Below are 21,757 nucleotides of genomic sequence, written 5' to 3' on the forward strand. Positions count from 1 at the left end.
CCAGTGGTCGCCGTCCTGCGGATCCTGGCCCGTCGTGTCCTGCTGCTGGTGCCGCTGATGCTCGGCATCGTGCTGTTCGTGTTCCTGGTGATGCGGTTCTCCGACGTCGACCCGGCGTCCGCGTTCTTCCAGGGCGCCAATCCGACGCCCCAGCAGCTGCACGACTTCCGCGAGGAGCACGGTCTGCTCGATCCGCTGCCGGTGCGTTACGTCGCCTTCGTCGGTGATCTGCTGCACGGTGACATGGGCACCAGCGCGCTCACCCGGGGCGAGGTGGTCGACCAGGTGATGACCGCGCTGCCGCTCACCATGCAGCTCACCTTCCTGGGACTGGGCATCGCGGTGGTGCTGTCGCTGCTCGGCGGGGTGACCGCCGCGATCTACCGGGACCGGCTGCCGGACCAGATCATCCGGGTGGTGTCCCTGACCGGCGTGGCCGCGCCCGGCTTCTGGCTGGCGCTGCTGATGATCCAGTACCTGGCGGTCGACCTGGGCTGGTTCCCGACCGGCGGCTACATCAACCCGGCGGACTCCTTCACCGGCTGGCTGAAGACCATGGCCCTGCCCGCCCTGGCCCTGTCGCTGCCGGTCGCCGCGCAGCTCACCCGGATCGTGCGCACCGCCGTCGTCGAGGAGCTGGACAAGGACTACGTCCGCACGGCGATCGGCAGCGGGCTGCCGCCCAGGGTGGTGGTCGGCCGGAACGTGCTGCGCAACGCCCTGATCAACCCGCTGACCGTGCTCGGGCTGCGCGTGGGCTATCTGCTCGGCGGCGCGGTCGTCATCGAGACGATCTTCTCGCTGCCCGGCATGGGCAAGCTGATGATCGACGCCGTGAAGAACGGCGACCCGGCCGTCGTCCAGGGCGTCGTCCTGACGACGGCGACCGGGTTCGTGGTCGTCAACCTCGTCATCGACATCCTCTACCTGCTGGTCAACCCGCGACTGAGGGATGCGGCCTGATGTTCCCCGGCCTGATGTTCTCCCGCAAGCGCCTCACCGAGGCCCTGACCCGACCCGGCGTCCGGCTGCACGGCTGGCGCCGGCTGCCACTGCTGTCGAAGGTCGCCGTCTGCTTCCTGGCCCTGGTGGTGCTGGTCGCGGTGTGCGCGCCGCTGCTCGCGCCCTACGACCCGCTGGAGCAGCTGCCGCCCGTCGACGGCACCGGCCATCCGTCCGCCGAGCACTGGATGGGCCAGGACAGCCTCGGCCGGGACATCCTCAGCCGGCTGATGTACGGCGCCCGCTGGTCCCTCGCCATCGGGCTCGGCGCGACCGCGCTCGCGCTGCTGGTGGGCTCGCTGATCGGCGCGGTCGCGGCGACCTCCCGCAAGGCGGTGGACGAGACGCTGATGCGCTGCCTGGACGTGGTGATGGCGTTCCCCGGGATCGCGCTGGCCGCCGTTTTGGTCGCCGTGTTCGGCGGCGGGATCACGCTGCTGATCTGCGCGATCGCGTTCCTGTTCACGCCGCCGGTCGCCCGCGTCGTACGGGCGAACATCCTCGACCAGTACGGCGAGGACTATGTGACGGCCGAACGGGTCATCGGCGCCCGCACCCCGCACATCGTCGTCAAGCACGTCGCCATCAACTGCGCCGCGCCGGTGCTGGTGTTCTGCACGGTGCAGGTCGCCGAGGCCATCGTCTTCGAGGCGTCGCTGTCCTTCATCGGCGCGGGCGTACGGCCGCCGGACCCCTCGTGGGGCAGTGTCATCGCGGACGGCAAGAACATGGTGCTGACCGGCGGCTGGTGGGCGACCGTGTTCCCCGGGCTGCTGATGCTGGTGACCGTGCTGTCGCTGAACATCCTCTCGGAGGGGGTGTCCGACGCCTGGGCGGCACCGGCGCCCCGGGACGTCGAGGCGCCCAAGGACCGCCTGGAGGCCCCCGAGCCCGGCAGCGGCAAGGTCACCCCGCTCCCCGGCCTCACCGAGGCCGCCCACCGGCTCCGCTCCCGCGCCCGCCCCCTGCCCGGCGGGCAACCGGTGCTCGCCGTCGAGCACCTCGCCATCGGCTTCCCGGACCGGCACCACGGCGTGGACATCGTCGACGGCATCAGCTTCGAGGTGCACCCCGGTGAAGTGCTCGGCCTGGTCGGCGAGTCGGGCTGCGGCAAGTCGCTGACCGCGCTCACCGTCATGGGCCTGCAACCCAAGGGCGCCCGCGTGCGCGGCCAGGTCCGCTTCAACCAGCGCGACCTGCTCGCCGAGCCGATGCGGGTGCGCCGCAGGCTGCTCGGCCACGAGATGGCGATGGTCTACCAGGACGCCCTGTCCTCCCTGAACCCGGCGATGACCATCCGCGCCCAGCTCAAGCAGGTCGTACGCCGCGGCGGGCGGCGCAGTCCCGCCGAACTGCTCACCATGGTCGGCCTCGACCCCGAACGCACCCTGCGCAGCTACCCGCACGAACTCTCCGGCGGCCAGCGCCAGCGCGTGCTGATCGCCATGGCCCTGTCCCGCGACCCGAAGCTGATCGTCGCCGACGAGCCGACCACCGCGCTCGACGTGACCGTGCAGGCGCAGATCATGGAACTGCTGCTGAGGCTGCGCGAGGAGCTGGGCTTCGCGCTGATCCTGGTCTCGCACGACCTCGCGCTGGTCGCGGCCGTCACCGACCGGGTGGTGGTGATGTACGGCGGGCAGATCGTGGAGACGGGCGTGACCGCCGACCTGGTCGAGGCGCCCGCCCACCACTACACGCGCGGGCTGCTCGGCAGCGTGCTGTCGCTGGAGTCGTCCCAGGAGCGGATGACGCAGATCAAGGGCGTCGTGCCGTCCCCGGCCGACTTCCCGGCGGGCTGCCGGTTCGCGGACCGCTGCCCGATGGCGAGCGAGGTCTGCCGGACCACACCCCCCGACCTGTTGGGCACCCCGACGCACACGGCGGCCTGCCACCACCCGGCGGTCCTGCTGGTGAACACCGGCGAGGCGGAGAGCGAGGTCGTCTCATGACCGCACTGGTGGAACTCGCCGACGTGCACGTGGTGCACAAGGCCCGCACCGGCGGGCTGTTCACCCGGGACAAGGTCTACGCCCTGACCGGCGCCGACCTCACGATCGCACCCGGCGAGACGGTCGGCGTGGTCGGCGAGTCCGGCTGCGGCAAGTCGACGCTGGCGAAGGTGCTGGTGGGCGTGCAGCCGCCGACGTCCGGGACGGTGTCCTTCCAGGGCCGCGATCTGTGGGCCATGCCGCCCGCCGAACGCAGGAAGGCCATCGGCAGCCACACCGGCATGATCTTCCAGGACCCGTCGACCGCGCTGAACCGACGGCTGACGGTACGGCAGATCCTGCGCGACCCGCTGGACGTGCACGGACGTGGCACGGCCGCCGGGCGCGAGGAGCGGGTACGGGAGCTGATGGCGCTGGTCGGTCTGCCGAAGGCGCTCGCGGACGGGCTGCCCGGCCAGCTGTCCGGCGGACAGCGCCAGCGCGTCGCCATCGCCCGCGCCCTCGCCCTCGACCCGGACCTGGTGGTGGCCGACGAGCCGACCAGCGCGCTGGACGTGTCGGTGCGCGCCCAGATCCTCAACCTGCTGCTGGACCTGAAGGAGCGGCTGGGCCTTGCGCTGGTGTTCGTCTCGCACGACATCCAGACGGTACGGCGGATGAGCGACCGGGTGATCACCATGTACCTCGGCCGGATCGTGGAGGTGGCCCCGGCCGACCGGGTGACCGACCGGGCCCGGCACCCGTACACCCGCGCGCTGTTCTCCGCGACGCCCGGCCTGCTCGACCCGATCGACCCGATCCCGCTGGTCGGCCCGGTCCCGTCGGCGACGCGGCCGCCGAGCGGCTGCCCATTCCGCACCCGCTGCTGGAAGGCCGACGGGGTGTGCGCCGACTCCATGCCTGAATTTTCCGTTTCGTCCACCTCTGTGCACCGATTCAGGTGCCATCATCCGGTGGGAGAGGAAGAGTCGACCCGTGAGCTTGTCGGCCAGGCTCAGGCACCACCAAAGGAGCCCGCATGAACCTCCCCACCCCGCTGACCGGTGTCATCCCGCCCGTCTGCACGCCCCTGACACCGGACCGTGAGGTGGACGTCCGCTCGCTGCTCAGGCTGGTCGATCATCTGGTCGCCGGTGGTGTGCACGGGCTGTTCGTGCTCGGCTCGACCTCCGAGGCGGCCTTCCTCACCGACCGGCAGCGCGCCCTCGTCGTCGAGACCGTGGCCGGTCACGTCGGCGGGCAGCTCCCGCTGGTCGCCGGGGCGATCGACATGACGACCCCGCGCGTGCTGGACCACGTCACGGCCGTCACCGAGGCGGGGGCGGACGCCGTCGTCGTCACCGCGCCGTTCTACGCCCGCACCCACCCCGCGGAGATCGCCCGCCACTACCGGCTCGTCGCCGCTGCCTCCCCGGTCCCCGTCCTGGCCTACGACATCCCGCCCGCCGTCCACACCAAGCTCCCCGCCGACCTGGTCCTGGAACTGGCCGCCGAGGGTGTGCTGGCCGGGCTGAAGGACTCCAGCGGGGACCTGGCGGGCTTCCGTCAGGTCATCACCGGCCTGCACGCGCACGGCGTCTCCGGCTTCAGCGTGCTGACCGGCTCCGAGGCCGTCGTGGACGCGGCCCTCGCCCTCGGCGCGGACGGGGCGGTGCCCGGCCTGGCGAACGTCGACCCGCACGGCTACGTCCGCCTCGACCGCCTGTGCCGGGCCGGTGACTGGTCCCGCGCCCGCGCCGAACAGGAGCGGCTGTGCGCCCTGTTCGGCCTGGTAGGCGTCGGCGCCCCCACCCGAATGGGCGGCAGCTCCTCGGCACTGGGCGCCTTCAAGGCGGCACTGCATCTGCGCGGGATCATCGACTGCCCCGCGACAGCGGAGCCGCAGGTGCCGCTGTCGCCGGAGGAGGTGGAGAAGGTGGGGAAGTTCCTCGCGGCGGCAGGGCTGCTCTGACGCCCCGCTACGACACATCGGCGAGCGGGATCAGCCGGAACTCGATCCTCTCGTACGTCCCCGTCACCCCCGTCTCGTACAGCACCCCCAGCGTGCCCCTGCCGACCTGCACCAGGTCGGAGTAGGCCGCCGGGTGCTGGGACAGCGTCAGTGCCTTGGTGAAGGTTCTCCCGGCGTCCGTGCTGCGCCAGATCGTCATGGCCTTGCGGGCCGTGGGCACCGAGGGGCCGGAGAAGAGCAACGGGGCGGCTCGATCACCGGGTTGGAGGACGCTCGCCTGGACGATGGGTACGTCGTTCAGGGTGGGCTGGACGGCGTAGGGGCGGGCCAGGGTGCGGCCGCCGTCGGTGGAGCGGCTGTCGAGGCGGTGGCCGGAGCTGGTGCCGTGCTGGTCGCGGGCGGAGAAGTAGAGCGTGCCGTCGGGGAGTTCGGCGGCCGCGCTCTCGTTGGCGTTGTCGTGGCCGTCGTAGGAGTCGTCCACGAAGCCCAGCCGCCAGGTGGTGCCGCCGTCGTCGCTGTGGAAGGCGTGGGCGCCGTAGTACTTGGGTTCCTGGCCGGTGTCGGGGGAACCGGTGGGCGGGGCGGCTGAGTGGTTGGCGGGGACCAGCAGGCGCCCGGCGTGCGGGCCGCGGGTGAGGGCGAGGGCGTGGCCGGGGCCGGTGGCGTACCAGCGCCAGCCGGTCCGCTTGACCGCCGCCGTGATCTCGCGCGGCTCGGTGAAGGTGCGCCCGTCGTTCTTGCTGCGCTGCACGAACACCCGCCGGCTCTGCTTCGGCGTCACCTCGCCCCGCATGATCTGCGCCTCCGTCACGGCACCGCTGTTGGAGGTGGTGAGCAGCACGACGGCGCCGGTGCGCGGGTCGACGACGGGTGCCGGGTTGCCGCGGGTGTCCCCCTTCCCGGCGGCCACCACCGTGAGCGGGCCCCAGGTGCAGCCGCCGTCGGTGGAGCGGCGTGCGACCACGTCGATGTCGCCGGAGTCGGCCGCGCCGCCGCGCCGCCCCTCGGCGAAGGCGAGGACGGCGCCGGTGCCGGTGGTGACGGCCGCCGGGATGCGGTAGGTGGCGTAGCCGCCCGTCCCCGCGGTGTACGGCACGGAGGACGTACAGCGGGCGGCGGAGGCGGGCGGGCCGGAGGTGAGCTGGCCGAGCACCAGCGGGGCGAGGGTGGCGGCGGCGGTCAGCATGGCGCGTCCGGAACGTCTCATCGGGCGGTTCCCTCAGGGTCGGTGACGGTACGTCAGCCATCGGTGACTGACTGTCCATCACATCGTCCCCGGAGTCACCAGCCCACTCTCGTACGCCACGATCACCAGTTGCGCCCGGTCCCGCGCCCCCAGCTTGCCCATGATGCGGCTGACGTGGGTCTTCGCGGTCAGCGGGCTGAGTCCCAGCGACTCCGCGATCTCGGTGTTGTTCAGGCCACGCGCGACCAGCGTGAGCACCTCCCGCTCACGCTCGGACAGGCATTCGGGTCCGGCCGCCTCGGGGGCCGAGGGGCTGCGCAGCAGACGGGCGATCAGCCGGGCCGTCGGGCCGGGCGACAGCAGTGCCTCACCGGCGGCCACCGTGCGGATGGCGTCGAGGAGTTCGGCCGGACGGGTGTCCTTCACCAGGAAGCCGGAGGCGCCGGCGCGCAGCGCCTCGACGATGTTCTCGTCGGTGTCGTAGGTGGTCAGGACCAGCACCTTCACCCCGGCCAGATCCTCGTCGGCGGCGATCAGCCGGGTGGCCTCGATACCGTCCAGGTCGGGCATGCGGATGTCCATCACGACCAGGTCGGCGCGGGCGCTGCGGGCCAGTTCCACCGCCTCCCGTCCGGTGCCCGCCTGGCCGACGACCTCCATGTCCCGGGCCGACTCGACGAGCATCGCGAACGCGGCCCGTACGAGGGTCTGGTCGTCGGCGAGCAGTACACGGATGGCGCTCATCGGGCTCCTTCGCTTCCCAGGGGCAGTACGGCGGTCACCTCGTAGCCGCCCGCGCGGCACGGCCCGGCGTCCAGCGTGCCGCCCACGCTGCGGGCCCGTTCCCGCATGCCGACGAGCCCGAAGCCGGGCGTGCCGGTGCCGGCGCCGGTCCCGTCGTCCGTGACGTCGACCCGGAGGGCGCCCTCGCCCTCGTACACCCGCACGCATACGGTGACGTCGTCACGCCCGCTGTGCCGTACGGCGTTGGTGAGCGCCTCCTGCACGATCCGGTAGGCGGCCGCCCCGACGGCGGGCGGCACCTGCTCGGCCCGCACCGTCAGCTCCACGTTGGCGCCGGCGCCCCGCGCGGTGTCCGCGAGGTCCTTCAGGCCGTGCAGGTCGGGCAGCGGGCCGCGCGCCTCGGCCGGGGTGTGCTCGCGCAGCACCTCCAGGGTGGTGCGCAGTTCACCGCGGGCCGTGCGGCAGGTCTCGGCGATGTCGTCGAGGGCCTTGGCGACGGCGGCGCGGTCGAGGCGTTCGGGGTCGGCGGTCAGCACGTGCGCGGCGACGGAGGTCTGCACACCGATCAGGGTGATGCTGTGCGCGAGCAGATCATGCAGGTCGCGGGCGATGCGCAGGCGTTCCTCGGCGACCCGGCGGCGGGCCTCCTCCTCGCGGGTGCGCTCGGCGCGTTCGGCGCGTTCGACGATGGCGGCGACGTACTGGCGGTAGTAGCGGACGTCGACACCGAGGAAGAGGACGGCGATCACCCAGCCGGAGATGCGCAGCAGTTCGAGGGCCTCGTGGGCGTTGACGGTGAGCATCACGCTCACGGAGATGCCGAGGACGGCGGTTCCGGCGAGGAGCGTGCGCAGGGGGCGGCCGGTGACGGCGACCGAGTAGAGGATGACGTACGTGGCGGGGGCGGGAGCCATGTGGTTGTAGTCGAGGGCGTGATACGGCCCGACGAGCACCACGACCACGGCCAGCATGAGCAGCGGCCGGCGCCGCCGCCACACCAGCGGGACCGAGGTGGCGAGCAGCAGCACCCAGGCGAACCCGTCCGGCCGCCGTCCGCCGTCGGTGAACAGAGCGATGGCCGTGGCGAGGACGGCGGTGGCCGCCGCGAGCAGGGCGTCGTTGCGCAGGGCGTGCGGGGCAGTGAGCGGGTCGCGGTTGACGACCGCCATGATCCGCTCGCCGAGGCCTGGTGTGTCGGGTGGGTGCACGGGGCTCATCTTCCGGGAGGCGGGCGCCCCTCCGGCAGGGAGGGGCGCCCCACGGCTCATACGGGTTCCGGCTGCCGCTGCGGCCGTACCGGTTCCACGGGCGTCTTGGACAGCCGCCCCGGCCACCACACCTTCCGGCCCAGCGCCACGCTGGCGCTGGTCACCAGATAGGTGCGGACGAGGAAGGTGTCCAGCAGCACCCCGACGGCGATCACGAAGCCCAGCTCGACGAGCGCGACGAGCCCCATGTTCAGCAGCACCCCGAAGGTCGCGGCGAGCACCAGCCCGGCGGAGGCGATCACGCCGCCGGTGGTGCGCAGGGCGGTGAGCGCTGCCGTGGTGGGTTCGGCGCCGCGCATCGCCTCCTCGCGCATCCGGTGCATGAGGAAGATGCCGTAGTCGACGCCGAGGGCGACCAGGAACACGAAGGACAGCAGCCCCAGCCCCGGATCGGTGCCCTGGAAGCCGAACAGCGGCTCGAACACCAGCCCGCCGATGCCGAGCGTGGCGCCCCACACCGCGACGACGGCGGCCACCAGGATCAGCGGCGCGACCAGGGACCGCAGCAGCGCGATGAGGATGAGCAGCACGGAGACCAGCACGATCGGTACGACGACCGCGGTGTCCCGGGCGTTGGTCTCCTTCAGGTCGAGCTGCTGGGCGCTGGGTCCGCCGACGTAGGAGCCGTCGAGCCGGTCGCGCAGTGCCTCGATGGTCCGGGTCTCCCCCGGCGTCTGGGGAGCGTCCTCGGCGATGACGACGACCTCCGTCCAGCCGTCTCCGGTACGTCCCTGCTGCGCGCTGTCTACGCCGTCGGTGCCGCGGGCGGTGGCGAGGGTGGCGTCGGCGCGGTCGGCCGGGGTGAGCACGGTGATGGGCTGGCTGGACCGCTCCGGGTAGGCCTCGGCCAGCGTCTGCAGGGCGTCGACGGACTCCGGTTTGTCGACGAAGGAGTCCTCCTGCTTGAGCGAGCCGGGCAGGTTGAGGGCGCCCAGCGCGAGCGCGCCGAGCAGCACGGCACCGCCGGCCAGTACGGTCACCGGGCGCCGCCCGGCGGAGCTGCCCATCGCGGCGAACAGCGACCGGCGGACCTTGGGCGTGGAGCCGTACGCCGGGACGAGCGGCCAGAAGACGCGGCGGCCCAGCAGGACGAGGATCGCGGGCAGCAGGGTCAGCATAGCCGCGAGGGCGCACAGCACGCCCACCGTGCCCAGCGGACCCATCCCCCGGTTGGAGTTGAGGTCGGCGGCGAGCAGGCACAGCAGCCCGGCGGCCACCGTCCCTGAGGAGGCGAGCACGGCGGGTCCGCAGCCGCGCAGCGCGGCCCGCATGGCGTCGTACGGCCGCTCGATCCGGCGCAGTTCCTCGCGGTAGCGGGAGATGATCAGCAGGGCGTAGTCGGTGCCCGCGCCGAAGACGAGGATCGTCATGATGCCGGTGCTCTGCCCGGACACCTGTGTCCCGAAGGCCTCGTGCAGTCCGTAGGCGACGCCCATCGACAGATAGTCGGCGAGTCCGGCGACGGCGAGCGGTACGAGCCACAGCACCGGGCTGCGGTAGATGAGGATCAGCAGGACGGCGACGACGGCGACGGTGGTGTAGAGCAGCGGCCCGCCGAGCTGGTTGTACACCTTGCTGGCGTCCGTGGTCATGGCGCCGGGCCCGCCCACCTGGACGGTCAACCCGCCCTCGCTGTGAGCGACTTCGCGCACCGCGTCGACGAAGGCGTCGCGCTTCTTCTCGTCGTCGCCGGGCTCGTTGGTGGCGACGGGATACATGAGGGTGGTCCCGTCCTTCGACGGCACGCCCTGCGGCTCGCCTGCCAGATCATGCTCCCCGGCGATCCGCGCGACCTGCTCCCCCGCGGTCTGCCGGTCGGCGGCGGTGAGCCCGCCGTCCCGGTGGTAGACGAGCACCAGCTCGGTGGTCTCACCGCCCGGCAGCCGGTCCTGGATCTCGGCGACCTGCGTGGAGTCGGCGCTCGCCGGCAGATAGTCGGTGATGCGGTCGCGCTGTACGTCCCCCAGCTTCGCCGCGAACGGCGAGGCGACCGCCAGCACGCCGACCCACAGCGCGAGCAGCAGCCACGGCACCGCGCGGCGCCGCGTTCGTATCGTTTCTCCGGCCCCCATGGACAGGGCCCTCCCTCCGGCACGGATGACTGGATGCGGCTTCCAGACTTCCGGCGCGAGGGCGGGAACACGTCGCGCGCGAGGGCGAGTTCGGCGGTACGGCCGGGGGTGACCTTACGGCCGTATTACTCCCCGGGGAGTATCAGGACGGCGTCCGTGCGGCGGCCGTCAGCAGGCGGGTCACCTCGTCCGAGGTGATGGTGAGGGCGGCGCCGACGGTGGCGAGGACCTCGCGTTCGGCGGCGGTGTAGGGGCCGTCGGCGAGGGCGATACGGGCGCCCTGGAGGAGGATCGACTCACGGCCGGCCGGGGCGAGGTGCGGGGCGAGCGGGTCGAGGGCCTCGTGCAGCTCTATGGCCAGACCCGGACCGCAGGGTGCGCCGAGGACCCGGCCGGTGTCCGCGGCCAGCGCCTCGACGAGGGCGTTGAGCTGTTCCTCCGTGCAGTCCTCGAAGCCGGCCGCGCGGACCGCGCCGGCGGCCGCGGTGAGCGACGGGCGGGTCCGGGTGCCGCCCGCCGCCAGCACCGCGAGGGCGACGGTGTGCACGGCGTCGCGGAGCATCGCGGAGAAACGGGTGGTGGTGGGGTGGTCCAGGACGTCGGTGCCGAAGTGCCGGCGACAGGCCGCGCACTCCACGACCGGGCCGGTGCCGCCGCGTGGCAGCACGGGCAGGCCGAGCAGGGTGAAGCGGCGGCGCCCGGTGAGCCGCTGGTAGTTGCGGTCGCCCCCGCAGCCCGGGCAGAAGAACTCGCCGTCGCCGACGGCCGTCCACGCGGTACGAGTGCCCAGAACGCGCGAACGCCTGCTGGCACGGCCGTTTCGTCCCGGGACTGGCAGCACGTCGCACCTCCGTAACCCCACGGCAACATCGCCGCGCTGGCGTGATGTTAGCCACATCCGCGAGGTGGAGTCAGTACCCCGGACGAGACCTCTCCGTGACCTGGCTGGTAAACGACGGGGTCCCGCCCGCCGGAATTCGGCGGACGGGACCCGAAACTCCCGGTCAGAGGGGTCAGCGGGCCGCCCGGTTGACGGCCGAGACGACCGCCTTCAGCGAAGCACGTGTCGTGTTCGCATCGATACCGATCCCCCACAGGACCTTGTCGTCGATCGCGCATTCGATGTACGAGGCGGCCTGCGCGGAGGCGCCCTCGCTCATCGTGTGCTCCTGGTAGTCCAGCAGCCGGATGTCGATCCCGATGCCCTGCAGCGCGTGGAAGAACGCGGAGATCGGACCGTTTCCGGTACCGACCAGGGTCACCTCTTCGCCGTCCACCTCGGCCTCGGCGGTCAGCGTGTCCACGCCGTCCTTGTCGGTGGTGGACTGGCCGTTCTTCAGCTGGATCCGGCCCCAGGGGTTGTCCGGGTTCGGCAGGTACTCGTCCTCGAAGATCGCCCAGATGTCCTTCGGCGTGACCTCGCCGCCCTCGGCGTCCGTCTTGGCCTGGATGAGCTTGGAGAACTCGATCTGCATCCGGCGCGGCAGGTCCAGCTTGTGCTCGTTCTTCAGCACATACGCCACGCCGCCCTTGCCGGACTGCGAGTTCACGCGGATGACCGCCTCGTAGGACCGGCCGACGTCCTTCGGGTCGATCGGCAGGTACGGCACCGCCCACTCGATGTCGTCGACGGTGACGCCCTTGGCCTCGGCCTCGGCCTCCATGGCGTCGAAGCCCTTCTTGATGGCGTCCTGGTGGGAGCCGGAGAAGGACGTGTAGACCAGGTCGCCCACGTACGGGTGGCGCGGGTGGACCTCCATCTGGTTGCAGTACTCCCACGTACGACGGATCTCGTCGATGTCGGAGAAGTCGATCTGCGGGTCGACGCCCTGCGAGAACAGGTTCATGCCCAGGGTGACCAGGTCGACGTTGCCGGTGCGCTCGCCCTGCCCGAACAGACACCCCTCGATCCGGTCGGCACCGGCCATCAGCGCCAGCTCGGCCGCCGCGACGGCCGTACCCCGGTCGTTGTGCGGGTGGACCGACAGGCAGACGTACTCGCGGCGGGAGAGGTTGCGGCCCATCCACTCGAACCGGTCCGCGTGCGTGGAGGGCGTGGAGCGCTCCACGGTCGCGGGCAGGTTCAGGATGATCTCGCGGCCCGGACCGGGCTGCCACACATCCATGACCGCCTCACAGACCTCCAGCGCGAAGTCCAGCTCGGTGTCGGTGAAGATCTCCGGCGAGTACTGGTAGCCGAACTCGGTCTCCGGCCCCAGCAGCTTCTCGGCGTACTCCATCACCAGCCGCGTCCCGTCGACCGCGATCTGCTTGATGTCGTCCTTGGAGCCACGGAAGACGACCCGGCGGAAGACCGGCGCGGTGGCGTTGTACAGGTGGACGGTGGCGCGGCGTGCGCCCTTCAGCGACTCGACGGTCCGCTCGATCAGGTCCTCGCGGGCCTGGGTGAGAACGGAGATCGTCACGTCCTCGGGGATCGCGCCCTCTTCCTCGATGATCGACCGCACGAAGTCGAAGTCGGTCTGACCGGAGGCCGGGAAGCCGACCTCGATCTCCTTGTAGCCCATCTTCACCAGCAGGTCGAACATCGCCCGCTTGCGTACCGGTGACATGGGGTCGATCAGGGCCTGGTTGCCGTCGCGCAGGTCGGTGGAGAGCCAGCGGGGGGCGACGGTGACGCGCTTGTCCGGCCAGGTGCGGTCGGGGATGTCGACCTGCTCGTAGCGGCCGTACTTGTGGATCGGCATGGAACTGGGCTGCTGGCGATGTGCCATGGTGGCGTGGGCTCCTCGAAAAATCCGGTTGGATCCGGTGTCCGGAAGGACGGCCGACGACGCAACGCCAAGCTCCGCGGGGAGGGAGTCGGCCTCGACTACAGGCCCTCGCCGCGGCAGCTAAGAAGAAGCAGCCCAAAACGCATGATGCAGAGCATGCTAGCCGAGCTACTCCTCAACGCGCGGTTCCGTATCAGTATGCGGGATTCGAGGTACCCAAGGGGCGCGGGGAACTGCGCGAGCAACCCCCCACAACCCGCAGCGAATAACACAGAGCAACCCTCAACGGCGCTCACAACCCCACATTTCACCAATCAAGGTTGCAGATAGTGACACGCCGCTAACCCGGTGCCATCGTGCGGAGCATGACTCCCGTCTTCTGCACCATCGTCCCCCCACACGTCCTCGACAAGCTCGCCCAGTCCGAGGACCCCGCCCTCTCCCGCCCCGCCCGCCAAACCCTCCAGCGCGACGCCTACGAACGCACCCACCGCCGCCTCACCACAGTCCTCGGTGCCCCAGCCACCCCACCTCCCCCAGCCGCCGCAGGCACCCCGCACCGAACGATCTACGACGCCCAGCACAAGACGACCCTGCCCGGCAAGAAGGTCCGCGGCGAGGGCGACGAGCCCGGCAAAGACGCCACGGTCAACCGCGCCTACGCGGGCCTCGGCGCCACCTTCGACCTGTTCCTCAAGGCCTACGGCCGCGACTCGATCGACGGCAGCGGCCTCCCGCTCGACGCGACCGTGCACTACGACGAGCAGTACAACAACGCCTTCTGGAACGGCGAGCAGATGGTCTTCGGCGACGGGGACGGCGAGATCTTCCTGGACTTCACCATCCCCATCGACGTCATCGGCCACGAACTCGCCCACGGCGTCACCCAGTACACGGCCAACCTCACCTACTTCGGCCAGCCCGGCGCGCTCAACGAGCACGTCTCCGATGTCTTCGGCTCGCTGATCAAGCAGTACACGCTCGGCCAGACCGCCGCCGAGGCCGACTGGCTGATCGGCGCCGGCCTGCTCGCCCCGCGCGTGAGCGGAGTGGCGCTGCGCTCGATGAAGGCCCCGGGGACGGCGTACGACGACGATGTGCTCGGCAAGGACCCGCAGCCCGCGACGATGGAGGACTACGTGCGCACCGGCCGCGACAACGGCGGTGTCCACATCAACTCAGGCATCCCCAACCACGCCTTCCATCTCGCCGCCACCGCCCTCGGCGGACACGCCTGGGAGCGGGCCGGGCAGATCTGGTACGACGTGCTGACCGGCGGCGAGCTGAAGGAGGACGCCATGTTCGCCGAGTTCGCCGCGCTGACCGTCTCCGCCGCGAAGGCACGGTTCGGAGACGGCAGCGACGAGCTCCGGGCGGTGGCGAAGGCCTGGGAACAGGTCGGGGTGCGGACGCTGTAGTTCCGTACCGATTCGTACTAGACAGGAACCCATGCGTATTCAGGTGCGGCGCACGGGCGGATTCGCGGGCATCGAGCGGCACGCCGAGGTGGACACCTCGGGGCGGCCCGACGCGCACGAGTGGCATGCCCTGGCCGAGCGGGCGCTCACGGCGGGCCGGGGCACGCCACCCGTCGGGGTTCCGGACGGCTTCAGCTACCGGATCACCGTGGACGACCGAACGGTCTACTGCGCGGACCCCCGGCTGACCGAGGAACAGCGCAGGCTGATCTCCAGGGTGCTGAAGGAAGGGGCTTAACTCCCGGTTCACGCCGGGGCGTTGACTTCTGTTACCGGCGGTACCGATGATCCGCCCATGGCGACGACGAATCCCATACCCCAGTTCCCGGCCGGCTTCCTGTGGGGCGTCTCGACGTCCGCGCACCAGATCGAGGGCGCGGCGGAGATGCGCGAACCGTCCGTGTGGGACGCCTTCACGGCCGAGCCGGGACGGGTGAAGGACGGCTCCACCGCGGCGGTGGCCTGCGACCACTACCACCGCTACCGCGAGGACGTGGCGCTCCTGGCCGACCTGGGCGTGGACGCGTACCGCTTCTCGATCTCCTGGCCACGCGTGCGCTCGCCCAAGGGACTCGACTTCTACGACCGTCTGGTGGACGAGCTGTGCGCGGCGGGCGTGCGGCCGGTCCCGACGCTCTTCCACTGGGACCTGCCGGTGGGCCTGGACTGGCTGGAGCGGGACACCGCGGCGCGGTTCGCGGAGTACGTGGCGGAGGTCGCGGAGAAGCTCGGCGACCGTGTCGGCAAGTGGATCACCCTCAACGAGCCCGCCGAACACACCCTCCTCGGCCATGCGCTCGGCGTGCACGCACCCGGCAAACAGCTGCTGTTCGACGCGCTGCCGGTCGCCCACCACCAGCTCCTGGCGCACGGACTGGCGGTACGGGCGCTGCGCGCGGCCGGCGCGACGGACATCGGGATCGCCAACTCGCACGGCCCGACGTGGCCGGCGTCGGAGCAGAGCGCGGACGTGGAGGCGGCGGACTTCTACGACGTCCTGCTGAACCGGCTGTTCGCGGACCCGCTGCTGCTGGGTGAGTACCCCTCGGGGTTGGGCGACTTGATGCCGGGGGATGTGGCGTCCGACCTGAAGGTGATCGCCGAGCCGGTCGACTGGTACGGGATCAACTACTACGCGCCGACGCGGGTGGGCGCCCCGGAGGGCACGGAGATCGACTTCGGCGGGATCCGGATGCCTGCCGAACTGCCCTTCTCGGTGCGGGAGATCGAGGGCGTGCCGGTGACGGACTTCGGCTGGCCGGTGGTGCCGGAGGGGCTGACGGACCTGCTCACCGGCTTCCGGGACCGGTACGGCGAACGGCTGCCGCCGGTGGTGATCACCGAGAACGGGTGTTCGTACGAGGGGCTCGACGACCAGGAGCGGATCGCCTACCTGGACGGCCATGTGCGGGCGCTGCACGCCGCGTTGACGGCGGGGGTGGATGTGCGCGGGTACTTCGTGTGGTCGTTGCTGGACAACTTCGAGTGGGCGGAGGGGTACGCGCGGCGGTTCGGACTGGTGCACGTGGACTACGAGACCCTTGAGCGCACCCCGAAGGCCTCGTACGCCTGGTACCGGGACGTGCTGCGGGCACAGAGATGAAGGTGGCGTCGGCTGCTCTCGCCGAGCCCGTCGAACGGGTCGGCCGTGGCTGGACGGCTTCGCTCGCGCTGGCCAACGGGGCGATCTGGGTGGGCTGGTACGGCCCGTTGCAGATCCTGCTCGCGATGCAGGCGGAGGACTTCGCGCCCGGTACCGGGATGTCGAAGGAGACGCTGCTGGCGTGGGTGACGGGCGTGGGCGCGGCGGTGTCGCTGGTGGCGAACCCGGTGTGGGGTGCGCTGTCCGACCGGACGACGTCCCGGCTGGGTCGCCGTACGCCGTGGATCGTGGCGGGAGTGGTGGGCGGCGCGCTGTCGTTGCTGCTGCTCGCGGGGGCGGGTGGGCTGTGGGCGATGGTGGTGGGCTGGTGCCTGGTGCAGCTGACGCTGAACGCGGGGTTCGCGGCGGTGACGGCGGCGGTGCCGGACCGGGTGCCGCGGCTGCAACGCGGTGCGGTGGGCGGCTGGCTGGGGGCGGCGCAGATCCTGGGCGTGGTCGGCGGGACGGGGCTGGCGACGGTGGCGGGCGGGGTCGGGGCCGGGTATGTGGCGTGCGCGGTGTTCGTGGTGGCGGGGGTGCTGCCGTATGTCCTGACCTTCCCGGACCTGCGGCTGACGGTCGGGGACCGTCCGCAGTGGTCGTGGCGGGACTTCTTGACGGGCTTCTGGCTGAGCCCCCGCCGCTACCCTGACCTGGGCTGGGCCTGGCTGACCCGCTTCCTGATCAACCTGAGCAACGCCCTGGTGCTCCTCTACCTCCTCTACTACCTACGCGACCGCCTGCACCACGAGGACCCGGAGGCCGGGGTGCTGATCCTGACGGCGGTGAACGGCGTAACGCTGCTGGCCACGGTCGTCGGCGGCGGGGTGTGGTCGGACCGGATCGGGCGACGGAAACCGTTCGTGATCTGGTCAGGCGTACTGATGGCAGCGGCCACGGCACTACTGTCGAGCTGGCATACCTGGCCGGGCGCGATCGTCGCGGCGGCGCTACTCGGCGTGGGCTTCGGGGTGTTCACGTCCGTCGACTTCGCCCTGATGACAGACGTGCTCCCGAAGGCCCTGGACCGGGGCAAGGACCTCGGCGTGATCAACGTCGCGAACGCGTTGCCGCAGGTGGCGGCACCGGTACTGGCGGCACCGATCGTGACGTACCTGGGCGGCTACCGGATGCTGTATCTGGTGGCCGCCGGAATCGGACTGGCGGGGGCGGTGCTGGTGGGGCGGATAAGAGGGGTGAGTCAGAGCGCTGGGGCGGAGCCCCAGGTCGGCGAAGCCCCGGACCCCGTGTGCGGCACAGCGCATCGAAAAGGCCTACGGCGATGTCAGCCCCCCGGCGTACCCTGGAAACCGCCAGGCCGCCCTTGTGGCAGGCGAGTCGCATCAAGGAGGACATGCAGGCCTTAAGCGCCGGCCCATGACTCAGACACCCACAGCTCACACCCCCGCGCAGGGGCAGGCACGAGTGCAGTTCACCGTTCCGGCGGCCCACCCCATGGTGACCGTGCTGGGCTCCGGCGACTCTCTCCTGCGCGTGATCGAGAAGGCCTTCCCGGGGGTCGACATCCACGTCCGGGGCAACGAGATCAGCGCGGTCGGCGACTCGACGGAAGTCGCCCTCGTCTCGCGCCTGTTCGACGAGATGATGCTGGTGCTCCGCACCGGGCAACCGATGACGGAGGACGCAGTGGAACGCTCGATCGCCATGCTCCGGGCGACTGAGACCGGCGAGGGGCCGCAGGAGACCCCGGCCCAGGTGCTCACCCAGAACATCCTGTCCTCGCGCGGCCGCACGATCCGCCCCAAGACCCTCAACCAGAAGCGGTACGTCGACGCGATCGACAAGCACACGATCGTCTTCGGCATCGGCCCCGCCGGCACCGGCAAGACCTACCTGGCCATGGCCAAGGCGGTGCAGGCCCTGCAGTCCAAGCAGGTCAACCGCATCATCCTGACCCGGCCGGCGGTGGAGGCGGGCGAGCGGCTCGGATTCCTCCCGGGCACGCTCTACGAGAAGATCGACCCCTACCTGCGCCCGCTCTACGACGCGCTGCACGACATGATCGACCCGGACTCGATTCCGCGGTTGATGGCGGCGGGGACCATTGAGGTGGCGCCGCTCGCATATATGCGGGGTCGTGCGCACCCGACCTTCACAAATGTCCTCACACCGGACGGCTGGCGCCCCATCGGCGATCTTCAAGTCGGTGACCTGGTCATCGGCTCGAACGGCGAGCCCACGCCGGTACTGGGCGTCTACCCACAGGGCGAGAAGGACGTCTACCGTGTCACGGCCCAGGACGGTGCTTGGACACTGTGCTGCGGCGAGCACCTGTGGACAGTCCGGACGCGTGACGACAAGCGTCGTGACAAGCCGTGGCGGGTCCTGGAGACCCAGGAGATGATCGGCAACCTGCGTGCGGGGCACGCGCGCCGGTACGAGCTGCCGCTGCTCACGGCGCCGGTGTGCTTCCCGGAGCGTGAGGTCCCGATGGATCCGTACGCGCTGGGGTTGCTGCTGGGTGATGGTTGTCTCACAGGCTCTACCACTCCCTCCTTCGCAACGGAGGATCGGGATCTGGCCGAGGCGCTGGAATCCGCGCTGCCCGGTGTCGCGGTACGCCACAAGGGCGGACCCGACTACACCCTCAACCGGATCAAGTCCCCGGGCGACGTAGTCACCTTGGAGAACCCCGTCACGCGGGTTCTGCGAGAGCTGGAGCTGCTGCGCACTCGCTCGCACACCAAGTTCGTCCCGGACGACTACCTCTTCAACTCCGCCGAGGTCCGGCTGGCCGTACTTCAAGGTCTGCTCGACTCCGACGGCGGGCCGGTCACCCAGGCCGACCGCACGTGCCGGATCCAGTACACGACGACGTCGATCGTGCTGCGGGACGACGTGATCTCGCTCGTGCAGTCACTGGGTGGTGTCGCGTACTCCCGTCGTCGCGTGGCCAAGGGCCGCAAGCCCGGGATCGCGAAGGGCCGGGAGGTTGCGTACCGGTACGACGCGCACGTCATCGACATCCGCCTCCCCGAAGGCATCGAACCCTTCCGCCTCCCCCGCAAGCGCGACAAGTACCACGCGGCCGGAGGCGGCGGACGCCCGATGCGGTTCATCGACAGCATCGAGCCCGCCGGGAGGGAGGAAACCGTCTGCATCCAGGTGGCGGCCGAGGACTCGCTGTACGTCACGCAGGACTACCTGCTGACGCACAACACGCTCAACGACGCCTTCATCATCCTGGACGAGGCCCAGAACACGAGCCCCGAGCAGATGAAGATGTTCCTCACCCGCCTCGGCTTCGACTCGAAGATCGTCATCACCGGTGACGTGACCCAGGTCGACCTCCCGGACGGCACCAAGTCCGGTCTGCGGCAGGTACGGGAGATCCTGGAGGGCGTGGAGGACGTCCACTTCTCCCTGCTGTCGTCCCACGACGTCGTACGGCACAAGCTGGTCGGCCGTATCGTCGACGCGTACGAGAAGTACGACAACAAGCACGGCACCCAGAACGGCACGCACAAGGGCCGGGGCGGCAAGGCCGCGCACAAGGGGAAGTAGAGAACAAGCAAGGACATGTCGATCGACGTCAACAACGAGTCCGGAACCGAGGTCGACGAGCAGGCGATCCTCGACATCGCCCGCTACGCGCTCGCACGGATGCGCATCCACCCGCTCTCCGAGCTCTCGGTGATCGTCGTGGACGCCGACGCCATGGAGCAACTGCACATCCAGTGGATGGACCTGCCGGGTCCGACGGACGTCATGTCGTTCCCGATGGACGAGCTGCGCCCGCCGTCGAAGGACGACGACGAGCCGCCGCACGGCCTGCTCGGCGACATCGTGCTGTGCCCGGAGGTCGCCGCCAAGCAGGGGGCCGAGGCCCCGACGCAGCACTCCATGGACGAGGAGCTCCAACTGCTCACCGTCCACGGAGTGCTGCACCTGCTCGGGTACGACCACGAGGAGCCGGACGAGAAGGCCGAGATGTTCGGCCTGCAGGCCGCCATCGTGGACGGCTGGCGTGCCGAGAAGGGCCTCACCGGTCCCTCCCCGGCCCCCACCGTGTCATGAGCATCCCGCTGGTCACCGGCGCCGTCGCCCTGGTCGTCGTCGCCTGGCTCGCCGCCTGCGCGGAGGCGGGCCTCGCCCGCGTCTCCAGCTTCCGCGCCGAGGAGGCCGTACGCTCCGGCCGGCGCGGCAGCGCCAAGCTCGCCCAGGTCGCCGCCGACCCCACCCGCTATCTCAACGTGGCGCTGCTGGTCCGCGTCGCCTGCGAGATGGCCGCGGCCGCGCTGATCACATACGCCTGCCTGATCGAGTTCGACAGCACCACCGAGGCACTGCTGATCGCGATCGCGGTCATGGTCCTCGTCTCGTACGTCGCGGTGGGCGTCTCCCCCCGCACCATCGGCCGCCAGCACCCCCTCAACACGGCCACCGCGGCGGCGTACGTCCTGGTCCCGCTGGCCAGGATCATGGGCCCCATCCCGTCCCTGCTGATCCTCATCGGCAACGCGCTCACCCCCGGCAAAGGCTTCCGGCGCGGCCCCTTCGCCTCCGAGGCGGAGCTGCGCGCGCTGGTCGACCTCGCCGAGGCGGAGTCCCTGATCGAGGACGAGGAGCGCCGCATGGTGCACTCGGTCTTCGAGCTGGGCGACACCCTCGTACGGGAGGTGATGGTCCCGCGCACCGACCTCGTCGTCATCGAGCGCTTCAAGACCATCCGCCAGGCCCTCACCCTCGCGCTCAGATCCGGTTTCTCGCGGATTCCGGTCACCGGTGAGAGCGAGGACGACATCGTCGGGATCGTGTATCTGAAGGATCTGGTCCGCAAGACGCACATCAGCCGGGACGCCGAGACCGAGCTGGTGTCGACGGCCATGCGGCCCGCGTTCTTCGTGCCGGACACCAAGAACGCCGGTGACCTGCTGCGCGAGATGCAGAAGCAGCGCAACCACGTCGCCGTCGTCATCGACGAGTACGGCGGCACGGCCGGGATCGTCACCATCGAGGACATCCTGGAGGAGATCGTCGGCGAGATCACCGACGAGTACGACCGCGAGCTGCCGCCCGTGGAGCCGCTCGGCGAGGACCGGTACCGGGTCACCGCCCGTCTCGACATCGGCGACCTCGGCGAGCTGTACGGGCTGGAGGCGTACGACGACGAGGACGTGGAGACGGTCGGCGGGCTGCTGGCCAAGGCGCTGGGCCGGGTGCCCATCGCCGGGGCGTCGTCCGTGGTGGAGCTGCCGGACAGCCGGGAGCTGCGGCTGACCGCCGAGGCCGCCGCCGGGCGCCGGAACAAGATCGTGACCGTGCTGGTGGAGCCGGTGGCCCCGGTGGCTTCGCCTCAGGAGGAGGCGAAGCCGGAGTGACGCCCCAGGAGCTGCGCGCGTTCTGCCTGTCCTTCAACGCGGCCGTCGAGGAGTTCCCGTTCGGGCCGGAGGCGTCGGTGTTCAAGGTGCGGGGCAAGATGTTCGCCCTGAGCATGCTGGACGCCCGCCCGCTCACGGTGAACCTCAAGTGCGACCCGGAGGACGCGGTACGCCTGCGCGCCGACCACTCAGGCCTGATCGCGCCCGGCTGGCACATGAACAAGCGGCACTGGAACACCGTCACGGTGGACGGCTCGCTCCCCGACCGCCTGGTCCGGGAGCTGATCGAGGACTCCTACGACCTGGTGGTGGCCGGCCTGCCCCGCGCCGAGCGACTCCGCCTGGACCGCCCCTGAACCGGGCCGCCCAGCTACGTATGCTCGGG

18 protein-coding genes are annotated in these 21,757 nt (G+C 70.9%); 12 read left to right on the forward strand and 6 right to left on the reverse strand.

The window, feature by feature from the left end; all coding sequences use genetic code 11:
• Positions 1-3: 3 nt before the first annotated feature.
• From SSP24_RS17910 to SSP24_RS17925, 4 genes are read left to right on the forward strand one after another with little or no spacing between them, the layout of a single operon-like run.
• Positions 4-963 carry an ABC transporter permease gene (locus SSP24_RS17910; RefSeq protein ID WP_141310580.1) on the forward strand — a complete coding sequence of 320 codons (960 nt, stop codon included), beginning with the start codon at positions 4-6 and terminating at the stop codon, positions 961-963.
• Between the two features lie 14 nt (positions 964-977).
• Positions 978-2,954: a dipeptide/oligopeptide/nickel ABC transporter permease/ATP-binding protein gene (locus SSP24_RS17915; RefSeq protein ID WP_141310714.1), complete on the forward strand. Its 1,977-nt coding sequence runs from the start codon at positions 978-980 to the stop codon at positions 2,952-2,954.
• Positions 2,951-3,976 (forward strand): oligopeptide/dipeptide ABC transporter ATP-binding protein, encoded by a 1,026-nt coding sequence (locus SSP24_RS17920; protein ID WP_141310582.1) that lies wholly within the window; start codon positions 2,951-2,953, stop codon positions 3,974-3,976. Before SSP24_RS17915 ends, SSP24_RS17920 begins: the two co-directional genes overlap by 4 nt.
• Positions 3,973-4,905 carry a dihydrodipicolinate synthase family protein gene (locus SSP24_RS17925; protein ID WP_141310584.1) on the forward strand — a complete coding sequence of 311 codons (933 nt, stop codon included), beginning with the start codon at positions 3,973-3,975 and terminating at the stop codon, positions 4,903-4,905. Before SSP24_RS17920 ends, SSP24_RS17925 begins: the two co-directional genes overlap by 4 nt.
• Before the next feature lie 7 nt (positions 4,906-4,912).
• On the opposite strand, the gene SSP24_RS17930 is transcribed toward SSP24_RS17925, so the two are convergent.
• The 6 genes from SSP24_RS17930 to leuA form a co-directional block, all read right to left on the reverse strand.
• A complete protein-coding gene (locus tag SSP24_RS17930; protein WP_141310586.1) occupies positions 4,913-6,112 on the reverse strand; it encodes a sialidase family protein in 1,200 nt (399 codons plus the stop codon).
• A gap of 57 nt (positions 6,113-6,169) precedes the next feature.
• Complete coding sequence (locus tag SSP24_RS17935; RefSeq protein ID WP_141310587.1) at positions 6,170-6,835, reverse strand: response regulator; 666 nt, start codon at positions 6,833-6,835, stop codon at positions 6,170-6,172.
• Positions 6,832-8,052, reverse strand: coding sequence for a sensor histidine kinase (locus tag SSP24_RS17940; protein WP_229865443.1), 1,221 nt, complete (start codon positions 8,050-8,052; stop codon positions 6,832-6,834). The genes SSP24_RS17935 and SSP24_RS17940 overlap by 4 nt, the downstream gene beginning before the upstream one ends.
• A 47-nt stretch (positions 8,053-8,099) precedes the next feature.
• Positions 8,100-10,175 (reverse strand): MMPL family transporter, encoded by a 2,076-nt coding sequence (locus SSP24_RS17945; RefSeq protein WP_141310590.1) that lies wholly within the window; start codon positions 10,173-10,175, stop codon positions 8,100-8,102.
• 142 nt (positions 10,176-10,317) lie between these two features.
• Positions 10,318-11,016, reverse strand: a complete 699-nt coding sequence (locus tag SSP24_RS17950) for a TerB family tellurite resistance protein (protein WP_141310591.1) — start codon at positions 11,014-11,016, stop codon at positions 10,318-10,320.
• 172 nt (positions 11,017-11,188) lie between these two features.
• Positions 11,189-12,910 carry a 2-isopropylmalate synthase gene (gene leuA / locus SSP24_RS17955; protein WP_141310593.1) on the reverse strand — a complete coding sequence of 574 codons (1,722 nt, stop codon included), beginning with the start codon at positions 12,908-12,910 and terminating at the stop codon, positions 11,189-11,191.
• 365 nt (positions 12,911-13,275) lie between these two features.
• Between leuA and SSP24_RS17965 the strand changes: the two genes are divergently transcribed.
• The 8 genes from SSP24_RS17965 to SSP24_RS18000 are packed head-to-tail and all read left to right on the forward strand — an operon-like array spanning position 13,276 to position 21,728.
• The gene (locus SSP24_RS17965; protein ID WP_141310597.1) at positions 13,276-14,328 is read left to right on the forward strand and encodes a M4 family metallopeptidase; all 1,053 of its coding nucleotides are present in this window, start codon (positions 13,276-13,278) and stop codon (positions 14,326-14,328) included.
• Positions 14,329-14,359: 31 nt separating this feature from the next.
• Positions 14,360-14,626 carry a protealysin inhibitor emfourin gene (locus tag SSP24_RS17970; protein WP_141310598.1) on the forward strand — a complete coding sequence of 89 codons (267 nt, stop codon included), beginning with the start codon at positions 14,360-14,362 and terminating at the stop codon, positions 14,624-14,626.
• 57 nt (positions 14,627-14,683) lie between these two features.
• Complete coding sequence (locus tag SSP24_RS17975; RefSeq protein WP_141310600.1) at positions 14,684-15,991, forward strand: GH1 family beta-glucosidase; 1,308 nt, start codon at positions 14,684-14,686, stop codon at positions 15,989-15,991.
• Positions 15,988-17,397 (forward strand): MFS transporter, encoded by a 1,410-nt coding sequence (locus SSP24_RS17980; RefSeq protein WP_141310602.1) that lies wholly within the window; start codon positions 15,988-15,990, stop codon positions 17,395-17,397. The genes SSP24_RS17975 and SSP24_RS17980 overlap by 4 nt, the downstream gene beginning before the upstream one ends.
• Before the next feature lie 10 nt (positions 17,398-17,407).
• A complete protein-coding gene (locus tag SSP24_RS17985) occupies positions 17,408-19,555 on the forward strand; it encodes a PhoH family protein (RefSeq protein WP_141310604.1) in 2,148 nt (715 codons plus the stop codon).
• Positions 19,556-19,570: 15 nt separating this feature from the next.
• Complete coding sequence (gene ybeY / locus SSP24_RS17990) at positions 19,571-20,068, forward strand: rRNA maturation RNase YbeY (RefSeq protein ID WP_141310606.1); 498 nt, start codon at positions 19,571-19,573, stop codon at positions 20,066-20,068.
• Complete coding sequence (locus SSP24_RS17995; protein ID WP_141310608.1) at positions 20,065-21,372, forward strand: hemolysin family protein; 1,308 nt, start codon at positions 20,065-20,067, stop codon at positions 21,370-21,372. The genes ybeY and SSP24_RS17995 overlap by 4 nt, the downstream gene beginning before the upstream one ends.
• Positions 21,369-21,728: an MmcQ/YjbR family DNA-binding protein gene (locus tag SSP24_RS18000; RefSeq protein ID WP_141310609.1), complete on the forward strand. Its 360-nt coding sequence runs from the start codon at positions 21,369-21,371 to the stop codon at positions 21,726-21,728. Before SSP24_RS17995 ends, SSP24_RS18000 begins: the two co-directional genes overlap by 4 nt.
• Positions 21,729-21,757 lie beyond the last annotated feature (29 nt).

The sequence above is a fragment of the Streptomyces spinoverrucosus genome (assembly GCF_006539505.1).
In the GTDB taxonomy this organism is placed as follows: Bacteria; Actinomycetota; Actinomycetes; order Streptomycetales; family Streptomycetaceae; genus Streptomyces; species Streptomyces spinoverrucosus.